Genomic DNA, 13,562 nt, shown 5'->3' on the forward strand with positions numbered 1-13,562 from the left:
CCCTGTTGACTAGCTCTATTCAGGAGGTGAGGATATGAATATCCGTAGCAACAATCCGCCGGGAGCACAGCCACCAGGAGGCAGACCATGTCCGGACCTCGTCCCGTCCGAGCGCCACGCGGTACCGAGCCGAGCGCCCTGGGCTGGCAGCAGGAGGCCGCCCTGCGGATGCTGCAGAACAACCTCGACCCGGAGGTCGCCGAGCACCCCGACAAGCTCGTCGTCTACGGCGGCACGGGCAAGGCGGCCCGCGACTGGCGCTCCTTCGACGCGATGGTGCGGACCCTGCGCACCCTCAAGCAGGACGAGACGATGCTCGTCCAGTCCGGCCGCCCGGTCGGCGTCATGCAGACCCACGAGTGGGCCCCGCGCGTCCTCATCGCCAACTCCAACCTCGTCGGCGACTGGGCCAACTGGGAGGAGTTCCGCCGCCTGGAGGCCCTCGGCCTGACCATGTACGGGCAGATGACGGCCGGCTCCTGGATCTACATCGGCACCCAGGGCATCCTCCAGGGCACCTACGAGACCTTCGCCGCCGTCGCCGCCAAGAAGTTCGGCGGCACCCTGGCCGGGACCATCACGCTCACCGCCGGCCTCGGCGGCATGGGCGGCGCCCAGCCCCTCGCGGTCACCATGAACGACGGCGTCGTCATCTGCGTCGACTGCGACCCGCGCGCCATCGACCGCCGCATCGAGCACCGCTACCTCGACGTGAAGGCCGACTCCCTCGACCACGCCCTCCAGCTGGCCACCGAGGCCCGCGACCGGCGCAAGCCGCTGTCCATCGGCGTCCTCGGCAACGCCGCCGAGCTGGTCCCGCAGCTCCTCGCCATGGGCGCCCCGATCGACATCGTCACCGACCAGACCTCGGCCCACGACCCGCTGGCCTACCTGCCCACCGGTATCGCCTTCGAGGACATGGCCGACGCGGCGGCCAAGGACCCGGCCGGCTTCACCACCCGGGCCCGCGAGTCCATGGCCCGGCACGTCGAGGCCATGGTCGGCTTCCAGGACGCCGGTGCCGAGGTCTTCGACTACGGCAACTCGATCCGCGGCGAGGCCCAGCTCGCCGGATACGACCGGGCCTTCGCCTTCCCCGGCTTCGTCCCCGCCTACATCCGCCCGCTGTTCTGCGAGGGCAAGGGCCCCTTCCGGTGGGCCGCCCTGTCCGGCGACCCCGCCGACATCGCCAAGACCGACAAGGCGATCCTCGACCTCTTCCCCGAGAACGAGTCCCTGGCCCGCTGGATCAAGATGGCGGGAGAGCGGGTCCACTTCCAGGGCCTGCCCGCCCGCATCTGCTGGCTCGGCTACGGCGAGCGGGACAAGGCAGGCGAGCGGTTCAACGACATGGTCGCGAGCGGCGAGCTGGCCGCCCCGATCGTCATCGGCCGCGACCACCTCGACTGCGGCTCCGTCGCCTCCCCGTACCGCGAGACCGAGGCCATGCTCGACGGCTCCGACGCCATCGCCGACTGGCCGCTGCTCAACGCCATGGTCAACGTGGCCTCCGGTGCCTCCTGGGTCTCCCTCCACCACGGCGGCGGCGTCGGCATGGGCCGCTCCATCCACGCCGGGCAGGTCACCGTCGCCGACGGCACCCCGCTCGCCGGGGAGAAGATCCGCCGGGTGCTCACCAACGACCCCGGCATGGGCGTCATCCGGCACGTCGACGCCGGGTACGACATCGCCGAGTCGGTGGCGGCCGAGCGCGACGTGCGGGTGCCGATGCGCGAGGGCGACGAGGCGCACGAGGGTGACGCGGCGCACGGGAGCGGTGCGGCGCGCGAGGGTGACGGCGCGTGAGCTTCCACAGCATGTGGGCGGAGCTGCTGCCGGTCGGCCGCAGCTCCGCCTCCGGCGGCTACCGCCGCGCCGCCTGGACCGGCGCCGACGCCGACTGCCGGACCTGGTTCCAGGAGCAGGCCGAGGCCCGCGGCCTGACCTACGAGACCGACCGCAACGGCAACCAGTGGGCCTGGCTCGGCGACCCGGCGGCCGGGAACGCCGTCGTCACCGGGTCCCACCTGGACTCCGTGCCCGACGGCGGCGCCTTCGACGGCCCCCTCGGCGTGGTCTCCGCCTTCGCCGCCCTCGACGAACTGCGCGGGAGGGGAGCGCGGTTCACCAGGCCGCTCGGCATCGTCAACTTCGGCGACGAGGAGGGCGCCCGCTTCGGCCTCGCCTGCGTCGGCTCCCGGCTCACCTCCGGCGCGCTCACCGTCGAGCAGGCCCACCGCCTCACCGACGGCGACGGCATCACGCTTCCGCAGGCCATGGAGGCCGCCGGGTACGACCCGGGCACCCTCGGCCCCGACCCCGAACGGCTCGCCCGCATCGGCGCCTTCGTCGAACTCCACGTCGAGCAGGGCCGCGCCCTCGACCTGTCCGGCGACCGCATCGGCATCGCCTCCGCCATCTGGCCGCACGGACGCTGGCGGTTCGACTTCCGGGGCGAGGCCAACCACGCCGGCACCACCCGCCTCGCCGACCGGCACGACCCGATGCTGCCGTACGCGGAGACCGTCCTCGCCGCCCGCCGCGAGGCCGAACTCGCCGGTGCCGTCGCCACCTTCGGCAAGATCGGCGTCGAACCCAACGGCGTCAACGCCGTCCCCTCCCTGGTGCGCGGCTGGCTCGACTCCCGAGCCGCCGACCAGGCGAGCCTGGACACCGTGGTCACCGGCATCGAGAAGGCCGCCCGCGAGTACGCCGCAGCCCGGGGCGTGGACCTCGACGTGGTCCGCGAGTCCTTCACGCCCGTCGTCGAGTTCGACCACGCCCTGCGCGACGAACTCGGCCGCATCCTGGGCACGGGGACGGACCTGAAGGTGCCCGTCCTCGGTACCGGCGCCGGACACGACGCCGGAATCCTCTCCGACCGCATCCCGACCGCCATGCTGTTCGTACGCAACCCCACCGGCGTCTCGCACTCCCCGGCCGAGTACGCCGCCGAGGACGACTGCGTGGCCGGGGTGAACGCACTCGCCGACGTACTGGAAGGGCTGGCCTGCACGTGACCTCCTCCGAGCAGCCCCGCACGTACTGGCTGGAGCACGCCTGGCTCGGCACCCATGTCGAGCCGGGGGTCGCTCTGGACGTCCGGGACGGTCGCATCACCGCCGTCCACCAGGGCGTCGCCACCCCGCCGCCCGGCGCCGGGATCCTGCGCGGACTGACCCTGCCGGGGCTGGCGAATGCGCACTCGCACGCCTTCCACCGCGCCCTGCGCGGCACCGTCCAGGTCGGCTCCGGCACCTTCTGGACCTGGCGCGAGGTGATGTACTCGGTCGCCGACCGGCTGACCCCGGACACCTACCACGCCCTCGCCCGCGCCGTGTACGCCGAGATGGCGCTGGCCGGCATCACCGCCGTCGGCGAGTTCCACTACGTGCACCACGCGCCCGGCGGCACCCCCTACGCCGACCCCAACGCGATGGGCGAGGCGCTGATCGAGGCCGCCGCCGAAGCCGGTGTCCGCATCACCCTCCTCGACACCTGCTACCTGTCCTCCGGCTTCGGCGAGCCACCGAACACCCACCAGCGCCGCTTCTCCGACGGCACGGCGGATGCCTGGGCCGAACGCTGTTCAGTTCTCAAGGAACGGGATCACGCGCGGATCGGGGCCGCGATCCACTCCGTACGGGCCGTGCCCGCCGACCAGTTGGCGACCGTGGCGCAGTGGGCCGAGGAGCGGCGGGCCCCGCTGCATGTGCACCTTTCCGAGCAGACCGCCGAGAACGACGCCTGCCGCCAGGCCCACGGCCGCACCCCGACCCGCCTCCTCGCCGACCACGGTGTGCTGGGCGCCCGCACCACCGGCGTCCACAACACCCACCTCACCGACGAGGACATCGCCCTGCTCGGCGGCAGCCGCACCGGCACCTGCATGTGCCCCACCACGGAACGGGACCTGGCCGACGGCATCGGCCCCGCGGCCGCACTCCAGCGGGCGGGCTCGCCCCTCTCCCTCGGCTCCGACAGCCACGCCGTCGTCGACCTGCTGGAAGAAGCGCGCGCCATGGAGCTGAACGAGCGCCTGCGCACCCGCGCCCGCGGCCACTGGACCGCCGCCGCCCTGCTGCGGGCCGCCACCGCCGACGGGCACGCCGCCCTCGGCTGGGACGACACCGGCCGCATCGAGGCCGGGGCCCGCGCCGACCTCGCGACCATCGCGCTGGACTCGGTCAGGACAGCGGGACCGCTGCCCAGGCTCGGCGCCGAGACGGCCGTATTCGCCGCGACGGCAGCGGACGTACGGCACACGGTCGTGGGAGGGCGGCACGTCGTACGCGACGGGGCGCACATCCTCGTACCGGACGTGCCGCAGGCCCTCGCGCGGGCCGTCGAAGCCCTGCGCGCCTGACCACCGGCGCCCGCCCACGCCCCAGCCCCCGCCCCCACGAGGACACCAGGGACCCCATGAGCAGCAGCACCGTCATCACCAACATCGCCGCACTCGTCACCAACGACCCCTCCCTCGGCGACCACTCCCCGCTCGGTCTGGTCCGGGACGCGGCCGTCGTCATCGAGGGCGACCGCGTCGTGTGGACCGGTGAATCAAGCAAAGCACCCGCCACTGACAACCGGGTCGACGCCGACGGCCGGGCGGTCCTCCCCGGCTTCGTGGACTCCCACTCCCACCTCCTCTTCGCGGGCGACCGCACCGAGGAGTTCAACGCCCGCATGTCCGGCCGCCCCTACAGCGCGGGCGGCATCCGCACCACCGTCGCCGCCACCCGCGCCGCGAGCGACGCGGAACTGGAGGCCGGTCTCACCCGCTACCTCGCCGAGGCCCTGCGCCAGGGCACGACCACCTTCGAGACCAAGTCCGGCTACGGCCTGACCACCGCCGACGAGTCCCGGGCCCTGCGGGTCGCCGCCCGCCACACCGACGAGGTCACCTTCCTCGGCGCCCACATCGTCGCCCCCGAACTCGCCGACGACCCCGCCGCCTACGTGGACCTGGTCACCGGGGAGATGCTCGACGCCTGCGCGCCGCACGCCCGCTGGATCGACGTGTTCTGCGAGAAGGGCGCCTTCGACGGCGACCAGGCCCGCGCCATCCTCACCGCGGGCAAGGCCCGGGGCCTGCACCCCCGCATCCACGCCAACCAGCTCTCCTACGGCCCCGGCGTCCGGCTCGCCGTCGAACTCGACGCCGCCAGCGCCGACCACTGCACCCACCTCACCGACGCCGACGTGGACGCCCTCGCGAACAGCCGTACGGTCGCGACCCTGCTGCCCGGCGCCGAGTTCTCCACCCGCGCCCAGTGGCCGGACGCCCGGCGCCTGATCGACGCCGGTGCCACGGTGGCCCTCTCCACCGACTGCAACCCCGGCTCCTCCTTCACGTCCTCCGTCCCCTTCTGCATCGCGCTCGCGGTACGGGACATGGGGATGACGCCGGACGAGGCGGTCTGGTCGGCCACCGCGGGCGGCGCCGCGGCCCTGCGCCGCGAGGACGTCGGCCGCCTCGTCCCGGGCGCGTACGCCGACCTGACGCTGCTCGACGCCCCGAGCCACGTCCACCTGGCCTACCGGCCGGGGGTGCCGCTGGTCGCGGGTGTGTGGCGGCGGGGCGTGCGTAAGGTGTGAGCGGCATGTGAGTCGGGGGCGGAGGGGCATGGCCAAGTACTGGTGGACGCCGTTCCTGTTGAACGTGCTGCTCGGGATTCCGGGCGTCGTGCCGTTCTGGCTCGTGTGGTACCTGATGGTCAACTGGCCGCTGGCGGAGCTGGGCTGGACCGTACGGGAGCCGACGGAGAACGACGGCATGGCGCTCTGGCTCGTGATCGTCGTCCCCGTGGTGGCGGTCTTCACGATGATCTGGTGGCTGGTCAACGCGCCGTTGCGGCGCCGGACGTCCCTCACCCCGCACACTTTCTGGCTCCTGTGCGGGCTGGCCCCGCTGCTGCCGACGGCGGCGCTGATCGCCAACTCCCCGTGACGAGCGACGGCAGCCTGAAGGGGGGCGGCCCGGCCTCGGGTCGCCCCCCTTCAGGGCAAGCGTCACGCGGTGGGGATCACTCCTCGACCGTGAGCCCCTTGCGCAGCCGTACGAGGGTCCGCGACAGCAGACGCGAGACGTGCATCTGGGAGATGCCCAGCTCCTCGCCGATCTCCGACTGGGTCATGCCGGCGACGAAACGCAGGGAGAGGATCTTCCGGTCCCGGGAGGGCAGCTCGGCGATCAGCGGCTTCAGCGACTCGACGTACTCGATGCCCTCGAGCCCGTGGTCCTCGTAGCCGATGCGGTCGGCGAGCGCGCCCTCCGCGTCGTCCTCCTCCGGCTGGGCGTCCAGCGAGGAGGCGGTGTAGGCGTTGGACGCCGCCATGCCCTCGACGACCTCGTCCTTGGACAGGCCGAGGTGTTCGGCCAGCTCGGAGACGGTGGGGGCGCGGTCGAGGCGCTGGGCCAGCTCGTCGCCGGCCTTCGCGAGGTCGAGCCGCAGCTCCTGGAGGCGGCGCGGAACGCGCACGGACCACGAGGTGTCGCGGAAGAAGCGCTTGATCTCGCCGATGATGGTCGGCATCGCGAACGTGGGGAACTCCACACCGCGCGACAGCTCGAAGCGGTCGATCGCCTTGATCAGGCCGATGGTGCCGACCTGGATGATGTCCTCCATCGGCTCGCTGCGCGAGCGGAAGCGGGAGGCGGCGAACTTGACCAGCGCGAGGTTCAGCTCGACGAGCGTGTTGCGTACGTACGCGTGCTCGTGGGTGCCTTCCTCCAGCGACTCCAGCCGCTCGAAGAGGGTCTTGGACAGGGCCCTGGCGTCCGCCGGAGCGACCTCGTCGTACGCGGGGATGTCCGGAAGCCCGGCGAGTGCGTCGTCGTGGTCGACGACGGCGTCGTGGTGCTCGATGGGATCCAGATGTTCCGGAGGGAGTGTCGACGTCGCTTGGTGGGTACGCGATCCGTCGAGCCGGGGTGACATGATGTCCTCCATCGTTCTCGGCATACGGCTGCCGAAGCCAAATACGTGCACTGCGGTGTGCGGCGCCTCCAAAGCCGGCCGTGTCGGTTTACGTGTCTTACTAGCCCTACCGGGTTTACCGAGCTGACCGCAAGTGTGTTCTGTGCGGGTATGTCCGTTTGTGTGCGGTTGTTCGGGTGTCGGAGTGCGGTGGGAAGGCGTAGTGTTCGAGTGCGTCAGCAAGCAGTCACGACCTCGGGAGAGAGAAACGGCATGGACCGCGGGACGGTCGGCAGTGCCCAGTCGGGCCGGCTTCTGGTCGAGGTACGGGAAGAGGGGCCCAGCGCCGTCGTGACCCCGGCGGGTGAGCTGGATCACCACACCGCCGATCTGTTGCGCGAGCCGCTGGAGGACTGTCTCGACAAGGGATTCAACCGGCTCGTCGTGGACTGCTCACGGCTGGAGTTCTGCGACTCCACGGGGCTCAACGTCCTGCTCGGCGCTCGGTTGAAAGCGGAAGCCGCGGGGGGCGGAGTGCATTTGGTGGCCATGCAGCCGGTAGTGGCGCGCGTGTTCGAGATCACGGGGGCCGAAGCGGTCTTCACCCTTCATGACACGCTTGCGGCCGCCCTGGCCGACGCGTCCGACTGAGCCGTCCTTGTCCGGCCGACGGAGGGGTGCGTGTGCTTCCCGGAGCGGGTGTTTTCGCCCCGCGCCGGGTTTCGTGCGCAATACAGGGGTGTTCGTGCGATCCGGTCGGGCAGGAGACACCCTGAACCGGCTGTGTACGACATGGCTGTCTACGACTTTGAAACGTGAACTGGTGGATCGGTGAGGTGAAGCGCTGATGAGCACCACCCGGCCCTACCCGCCGGGCGACCGCGGTCCGGAGCCCGGCGGCGCTTCCGGGACGGCGTCCGCGCCCGCCTCCGCGTCCGGGGAGGGCGGCGGACGGCAGGCCCGCAGGCTGAGCTTCGAGGACGCGAGCGGGGTCGTCCCGCTGGCCCGTGACTTCACCCGCGAGGCGCTGTACGCCTGGGGCTGGCTGCCCTCCGCCACCGCGGACCAGCGCGCCGCCGCGGAGGACGTCCTGCTCGTGGTCTCCGAGCTGGTCACCAACGCGTGTCTGCACGCGGAGGGCCCGGACGAGCTGTCGATCACCTGTGAGAAGAAGGTGATCCGGCTGGAGGTCTCCGACCGCGGTACGGGTCAGCCGGCGCCGCGGACCCCGCACCGCGCGGGGCGCCCCGGCGGACACGGCATGTTCATCGTGCAGCGGCTCTGCCTGGACTGGGGCGTCGTACGGACGCCGGGGGTCGCGGGCAAGCGGGTGTGGGCGGAGCTGGGCGCCCCGGCGTAGGCCTGCGGCGCTCGGGCGGGCACCCGCCCGTCCGCCCACCCGTCTCGGTCGGCCAGCAGGCCGCCGTCCCGGGGGCCGCGCCCCGGCCCGCAGAGCGGACCGCGCGCCCGCTCTCCGGGGACACGGCCGTCAGACCAGACAGAATTCGTTGCCTTCCGGGTCCGCCATCACCACGTGATCCGGCCTGCCCCGCAACCCCTCCTCGCGGACCACGGTCGCGCCCGCGGCGGTCAGCCGCTCCACCGCCTCGACCACCCGCGGCCAACGCACCTCCCAGGGCGTCTCACGGCCGCCGCCGACCCGCACGTCGAGGTGCAGCCGGTTCTTCACCGCCTTCGGCTCCGGCACCTTCAAGAAGGACAGGTCGGGGCCCGCACCGTCCGGGTCCGACAGGTACGCCCCGTCGTCCCACTCGTCCTCCGGAACCTCGTGGTGGGCGAACCACTCCGCCCAGCTCCCGAACCCCGGGGGCGCGGGCTTCTCCGCACAGCCCAGCGCCAGGGCCCAGAACGCCGCCAGGCTCGCCGGGTTCGCGCAGTCGATCGTCAAGCTCCACCTGGTCGCCATGAGTCCTTCCCCGGTCGGAGGAACGGACTGTACCCCGCACCGCCGACGACCCCGCCCCAACGCCCGGAGGGTCACCCCGTCCACCGGACGAGGTGACCCTCCGAGAAGAGGCGGGCGTGCCCGCGGGGCTCAGCGCACGTCGCCCATGAGTTCCTTGACGCGCTTGCGGTACATCCAGATCGCGACGCCCGCGACCACCGCGAGGGTGGCCTCCGCGGCGACGATGCCCGTCTTGTTGAGGTCGACGCCGGCGATGGAGAGCAGGCCGGTCGTGGCGTCACCGGCGGTGACGGCCAGGAACCAGACGCCCATCATCTGCGAGGCGTACTTCACCGGCGCCATCTTCGTCGTCACCGACAGGCCGACCGGGGAGAGCATCAGCTCGCCGCAGGTCTGGACGAAGTAGATCGCCACCAGCCACATGGCCGCGGCCTTGTGGCCGCCCTCGGCAATGCCCAGCGGGGCCAGGAAGAGGAAGAAGGACGCGCCGACCAGGACCAGACCGCCGCAGAACTTCACGACCGTGCTGGGCTCCTTGCCCCGGCGGTTGAGCGCCAGCCACACCGTGGCGAAGACCGGGGCCAGGGCCATGATGATGACCGGGTTGACCGACTGGTACCAGGAGACCGGGAAGCTCCAGCCGAAGACGCTGTTGTCGGCCGAGGAGTCGGCGAACAGCGACAGGGTCGAGCCGCCCTGGTCGTAGATCATCCAGAACACGGCGGCGGCGACGAAGAACCAGATGTACGCCGACATCTTGGACTGCTCGGCGCGGTCCAGGGACTTGTCGCGCTTGATGTTGGTCAGCACCAGCACCGGGATGATCACGCCGAGCAGGGTCAGCGGGACCAGGATCCAGTTCAGGGTGTAGTGGCCGGAGAAGCCGACGATCGCGTAGAAGACGACGGCCAGCGCGGCCCAGAAGGCGGCCTTGCGCAGCGTCGAGGTCTTCTCCTCGACGGACAGCGGCTTCGGCACCGCGCTGGAGTGCGGGGCCAGGTGGCGGCTGCCGATCAGGAACTGGAGGACGCCCAGGCCCATGCCGACCGCGGCGAGCGCGAAGCCCAGGTGCCAGTTGACGTTCTCGCCGATGGTGCCGATGGTCAGCGGCGCGGCGAAGGCACCGAGGTTGATGCCCATGTAGAAGACGGTGAAGCCACCGTCGCGGCGCGGGTCGTCGGGGCCGTCGTAGAGCTGGCCGACCATCGTGGAGATGTTGGCCTTCAGCAGACCGGAGCCGATGGCGACCAGGCCGAGGCCCGCGTAGAAGGTGCCGGAGGACGGCAGCGCCAGCGTCAGGTGGCCCAGCATGATCACGCCGCCGGCGATGGCGACGGTCTTGCGGGGACCCCAGACGCGGTCGCCGAACCAGCCGCCCGGCATCGTGAGCAGGTACACCAGCGAGAGGTACACCGAGTAGATCGCGGTCGCGGTGCCGGCGCCGAGGCCGAGGCCACCCGGGGCGACGAGGTACAGCGGGAGCAGAGCCCTCATGCCGTAGTAGGAGAACCTCTCCCACATCTCGGTCATGAAGAGTGTGGCCAGTCCGCGGGGGTGGCCGAAGAAGGTCTTCTCGGTGCCGGGGGTGCCCGGGGTGACCGAGTCCTTCGTCAGGCTGGACGCCATGGTCGATCCTTGCTGGTCGGGACGCGCTCATGAGGCGATGCGCGCCCGGTGGGGGGCGGCCGGCACCGGCGGCCTTACTCGCCCGTCCCACGCCTGAGGGATCCGCTCCGGATTGCGAAGCGGTGGGCGGCGGCCACCGGGATCCACGCCTCTGCGCGCGTCACTGCACGCGGTGAGGCCCGGCCACAGGTCATTCCTTTCAAGGCCGACGGTGGGGGTCGGCCCGCACACAAAAGAGACCTTCAGCGTCGAACTGTCGCCAAAGGTCCGCTGGGTGCTACAGGCGCTGATTCACCATACGGCAGGACACCGCCCGGTATGGAAGGACTTGAGACGCGGATCACAGGTAATAGTGGAACCGTGAACGATCTTTCGAAGGTTTCCCCCAGGATGGCACCCCACAGCCGCAGGTCCGGACACGGGGGTGGCCGGGCGGGGCGGTCCGCGGGGCGATCTTGCCCCGGGCGTTGCTCCGAGCGGTCTACCATCAGCCCATGACCCGTGTACTGCTCGCCGAGGACGACGCGTCCATCTCGGAGCCGCTGGCCCGCGCACTGCGCAGGGAAGGGTACGAGGTCGAGGTGCGTGAGGACGGACCCACCGCAGTCGACGCGGGGTTGCAGGGCGGTATCGACCTGGTCGTGCTGGACCTGGGCCTGCCGGGCATGGACGGACTCGAGGTCGCCCGCCGGCTGCGGTCCGAGGGCCACGCCGTGCCGATCCTGATCCTGACCGCGCGCGCCGACGAGGTGGACACCGTCGTCGGCCTGGACGCGGGCGCCGACGACTACGTCACCAAGCCCTTCCGCCTCGCCGAGCTGCTGGCCCGGGTCCGGGCCCTGCTGCGGCGCGGTGCCGCCGAGCCGCCGCAGCCGCCCGCCACCCACGGTGTGCGCATCGACGTCGAGTCGCACCGGGCCTGGATGGGAGAGGAGGAGCTCCAGCTCACCGCGAAGGAGTTCGACCTGCTGCGGGTCCTGGTGCGCGACGCCGGCCGGGTCGTCACCCGCGACCAGCTGATGCGCGAGGTCTGGGACACCACCTGGTGGTCGTCGACCAAGACCCTCGACATGCACATCTCCTGGCTGCGCAAGAAGCTGGGCGACGACGCGGCCAACCCGCGCTACATCGCCACCGTGCGCGGCGTGGGCTTCCGTTTCGAGAAGAACTGAGCGAGCCCCGAGAGGGCCTTCCGGGTAAGAGGACATGCGCCGTCGACTGATCCAGTCCACGCTCGCCGTGGTGCTCGTGGTGATCGCCGTCTTCGGCGTCTCCCTCGTCATCGTCGAGACCCGGACCATCAGCAGCACGGCCCAGGAACGGGTCGACCTGGAAGCGGTGCGGCTGGCCAGCATCGTCGACAGCCGGCTCATCGGCACCGGTTCCGTCGACGAGGACTTCCTGCGGGAGCAGATCCGCGACGCCCGGTACGCCGTGATCCGCATCCCCGGCGAGCCGGTCGTCGAGGTCGGCACCAAGCCGACCGGCGACGTCCTCCAGGGCAGGGCCACCGGCGAGGAGGGCGAGACGGTCCTCGTCGAGGAGCCCCGCTCCTCCGTGACCCGGGAGGTCGGGCGGACCCTGCTGATCATCGGCCTGGTGGCGCTGCTCGCCGTGATCGCCGCCGTACTGCTGGCGATCCGGCAGGCCAACCGCCTCGCCTCCCCGCTCACCGACCTCGCCGAGACCGCCGAGCGCCTCGGCTCCGGCGACCCGCGCCCCCGGCACAAGCGGTACGGCGTCCCCGAGCTGGACCGGGTCGCGGACGTGCTGGACTCCTCCGCCGAGCGCATCGCCCGGATGCTCACCGCCGAGCGCCGACTGGCCGCCGACGCCTCCCACCAGCTGCGCACACCGCTGACCGCGCTGTCGATGCGGCTGGAGGAGATCACCCTGACCGACGAGCCGGAGACGGTGAAGGAGGAGGCGACGATCGCCCTGTCGCAGGTGGAACGGCTGACGGACGTCGTGGACCGGCTGCTCACCAACTCCCGCGACCCGCGCAGCGGCTCCGCCGTCACCTTCGAGCTGGACGACGTCATCCAGCAGCAGATCGCCGAATGGCGCCCGGCCTACCGCGGCGAGGGGCGGGCCATCGTCAGCTCCGGCAAGCGCCATCTGACGGCCGTGGGCACCCCGGGCGCCGTGGCGCAGGTGCTGGCCGCGCTGATCGAGAACTCCCTGATGCACGGCGGCGGCACGGTGGCCCTGCGGACCCGGGTGACCGGCAACCAGGCCGTGGTCGAGGTCACCGACGAGGGTCCCGGCGTCCCGGGCGACCTGGGGGCGCGGATCTTCGAGCGCGCGATCAGCGGGCGCAACTCCACCGGCATCGGCCTCGCCGTCGCCCGCGACCTCGCGGAGGCGGACGGCGGCCGCCTGGAGCTGCTCCAGGGGCGTCCGCCGGTCTTCGGACTGTTCCTGTCCCGCACGCCGCCGTCGAAGAAGTCCCCGGGGGACGGCGACCAGACGGTGCGCTGAGCGCGCCGGAGGAGGGGGAGCGGGTCAGCGGTGGCCGGCGGGGGCGCCGTCCGGACGGGGGAGCGCGGTCGGGTGCTCGTGCTCCAGGAAGGTCTCCGCCCGCGCCGCCGGCTCACGGGCGGGCAGCGCGCGGAAGACCCAGCTGCGGTACGACCAGAAGCGGAACAGCGTGCCGATCCCGATGCCGAGGAATTTGAAGATGTTGCTCTGCAGCGGGCTGTCCCAGCCGAACCCGTACGTCGCCGTGTAGAGCACGCCGTTCTCGATGACCAGGCCGACGGCGCTGAACAGCAGGAACAGTGACATCTCGCGGGTCTGGCCGCTCTTGTCGCGGTCGCGGTAGGCGAAGTAGCGGAAGCCCAGGTAGTTGAAGACGATCGCGACGACCGTGGCGACGATGCTGGCCCGCACCACCTGGAGGTCGGTCGTGTGCCGTACGAAGTTGAAGACGAGGAGGTTGACCAGCACCCCCGCGCCGCCCACGGCGCCGAACTTCACGACCTCGCGCACGAGCCGGTCGACCCGTTCCCGCATTCCGGCGCGCGGCGCCGGAGGCGTGGCGGGAGCAGTCTGAGCACCCGAGGAACCATGTTCCATGGTCGTGCAGG

Annotated in this window: 13 protein-coding genes; 9 read left to right on the top strand and 4 right to left on the bottom strand. The window is 71.7% G+C overall.

What is annotated here, in order from left to right; translation table 11 throughout:
- Positions 1-87: 87 nt before the first annotated feature.
- From hutU to R2E43_RS22830, 5 genes are read left to right on the top strand one after another with little or no spacing between them, the layout of a single operon-like run.
- The gene (gene hutU, locus R2E43_RS22810) at positions 88-1,806 is read left to right on the top strand and encodes a urocanate hydratase (protein WP_003975738.1); all 1,719 of its coding nucleotides are present in this window, start codon (positions 88-90) and stop codon (positions 1,804-1,806) included.
- Complete coding sequence (locus tag R2E43_RS22815) at positions 1,803-3,020, top strand: allantoate amidohydrolase (protein WP_003975739.1); 1,218 nt, start codon at positions 1,803-1,805, stop codon at positions 3,018-3,020. The genes hutU and R2E43_RS22815 overlap by 4 nt, the downstream gene beginning before the upstream one ends.
- The gene (locus R2E43_RS22820) at positions 3,017-4,366 is read left to right on the top strand and encodes a formimidoylglutamate deiminase (protein WP_189284303.1); all 1,350 of its coding nucleotides are present in this window, start codon (positions 3,017-3,019) and stop codon (positions 4,364-4,366) included. The genes R2E43_RS22815 and R2E43_RS22820 overlap by 4 nt, the downstream gene beginning before the upstream one ends.
- A gap of 56 nt (positions 4,367-4,422) precedes the next feature.
- Positions 4,423-5,598 (top strand): imidazolonepropionase, encoded by a 1,176-nt coding sequence (gene hutI / locus R2E43_RS22825; protein ID WP_189284302.1) that lies wholly within the window; start codon positions 4,423-4,425, stop codon positions 5,596-5,598.
- Positions 5,599-5,626: 28 nt separating this feature from the next.
- Positions 5,627-5,950, top strand: coding sequence for a hypothetical protein (locus R2E43_RS22830; RefSeq protein WP_030873079.1), 324 nt, complete (start codon positions 5,627-5,629; stop codon positions 5,948-5,950).
- A 76-nt stretch (positions 5,951-6,026) separates the two neighbouring features.
- Here the strand turns inward: R2E43_RS22830 and R2E43_RS22835 are convergent, their stop codons facing one another.
- The gene (locus R2E43_RS22835) at positions 6,027-6,941 is read right to left on the bottom strand and encodes an RNA polymerase sigma factor SigF (protein WP_003975743.1); all 915 of its coding nucleotides are present in this window, start codon (positions 6,939-6,941) and stop codon (positions 6,027-6,029) included.
- A gap of 252 nt (positions 6,942-7,193) precedes the next feature.
- Between R2E43_RS22835 and R2E43_RS22840 the strand changes: the two genes are divergently transcribed.
- Together R2E43_RS22840 and R2E43_RS22845 are read left to right on the top strand one after the other, a co-directional pair.
- A complete protein-coding gene (locus R2E43_RS22840) occupies positions 7,194-7,571 on the top strand; it encodes an STAS domain-containing protein (RefSeq protein ID WP_003975744.1) in 378 nt (125 codons plus the stop codon).
- Positions 7,572-7,767: 196 nt separating this feature from the next.
- Complete coding sequence (locus R2E43_RS22845) at positions 7,768-8,280, top strand: ATP-binding protein (RefSeq protein WP_011028746.1); 513 nt, start codon at positions 7,768-7,770, stop codon at positions 8,278-8,280.
- A 129-nt stretch (positions 8,281-8,409) separates the two neighbouring features.
- Here the strand turns inward: R2E43_RS22845 and R2E43_RS22850 are convergent, their stop codons facing one another.
- Positions 8,410-8,847 (bottom strand): VOC family protein, encoded by a 438-nt coding sequence (locus R2E43_RS22850; RefSeq protein WP_332056520.1) that lies wholly within the window; start codon positions 8,845-8,847, stop codon positions 8,410-8,412.
- A 129-nt stretch (positions 8,848-8,976) separates the two neighbouring features.
- The gene (locus R2E43_RS22855) at positions 8,977-10,473 is read right to left on the bottom strand and encodes an MFS transporter (RefSeq protein WP_003975747.1); all 1,497 of its coding nucleotides are present in this window, start codon (positions 10,471-10,473) and stop codon (positions 8,977-8,979) included.
- Between the two features lie 494 nt (positions 10,474-10,967).
- Here R2E43_RS22855 and R2E43_RS22860 point away from each other — a divergent pair, with 494 nt between their 5' ends.
- Positions 10,968-11,645 (top strand): response regulator transcription factor, encoded by a 678-nt coding sequence (locus R2E43_RS22860; protein ID WP_003975748.1) that lies wholly within the window; start codon positions 10,968-10,970, stop codon positions 11,643-11,645.
- A gap of 34 nt (positions 11,646-11,679) precedes the next feature.
- On the top strand, positions 11,680-12,954 hold the full coding sequence (gene draK / locus R2E43_RS22865; RefSeq protein WP_011028744.1) for a two-component system sensor histidine kinase DraK: 1,275 nt from the start codon (positions 11,680-11,682) through the stop codon (positions 12,952-12,954).
- A 24-nt stretch (positions 12,955-12,978) separates the two neighbouring features.
- Here the strand turns inward: draK and R2E43_RS22870 are convergent, their stop codons facing one another.
- Positions 12,979-13,551, bottom strand: coding sequence for a GtrA family protein (locus R2E43_RS22870; RefSeq protein ID WP_011028743.1), 573 nt, complete (start codon positions 13,549-13,551; stop codon positions 12,979-12,981).
- Between the last annotated feature and the right edge of the window lie 11 nt (positions 13,552-13,562).

It is taken from the genome of Streptomyces violaceoruber, assembly GCF_033406955.1.
In the GTDB taxonomy this organism is placed as follows: Bacteria; Actinomycetota; Actinomycetes; order Streptomycetales; family Streptomycetaceae; genus Streptomyces; species Streptomyces violaceoruber.

Excerpts from the sequence above, each read along its gene's own strand:
- hutU (WP_003975738.1), top strand. The coding sequence starts at position 88 with ATGTCCGGACCTCGTCCCGTCCGAGCGCCACGCGGTACCGAGCCGAGC.
- hutI (WP_189284302.1), top strand. The coding sequence starts at position 4,423 with ATGAGCAGCAGCACCGTCATCACCAACATCGCCGCACTCGTCACCAAC.
- R2E43_RS22830 (WP_030873079.1), top strand. The coding sequence starts at position 5,627 with ATGGCCAAGTACTGGTGGACGCCGTTCCTGTTGAACGTGCTGCTCGGG.
- R2E43_RS22835 (WP_003975743.1), bottom strand. The coding sequence starts at position 6,941 with ATGTCACCCCGGCTCGACGGATCGCGTACCCACCAAGCGACGTCGACA.
- R2E43_RS22840 (WP_003975744.1), top strand. The coding sequence starts at position 7,194 with ATGGACCGCGGGACGGTCGGCAGTGCCCAGTCGGGCCGGCTTCTGGTC.
- R2E43_RS22845 (WP_011028746.1), top strand. The coding sequence starts at position 7,768 with ATGAGCACCACCCGGCCCTACCCGCCGGGCGACCGCGGTCCGGAGCCC.
- R2E43_RS22850 (WP_332056520.1), bottom strand. The coding sequence starts at position 8,847 with ATGGCGACCAGGTGGAGCTTGACGATCGACTGCGCGAACCCGGCGAGC.
- R2E43_RS22855 (WP_003975747.1), bottom strand. The coding sequence starts at position 10,473 with ATGGCGTCCAGCCTGACGAAGGACTCGGTCACCCCGGGCACCCCCGGC.
- R2E43_RS22860 (WP_003975748.1), top strand. The coding sequence starts at position 10,968 with ATGACCCGTGTACTGCTCGCCGAGGACGACGCGTCCATCTCGGAGCCG.
- draK (WP_011028744.1), top strand. The coding sequence starts at position 11,680 with ATGCGCCGTCGACTGATCCAGTCCACGCTCGCCGTGGTGCTCGTGGTG.
- R2E43_RS22870 (WP_011028743.1), bottom strand. The coding sequence starts at position 13,551 with ATGGAACATGGTTCCTCGGGTGCTCAGACTGCTCCCGCCACGCCTCCG.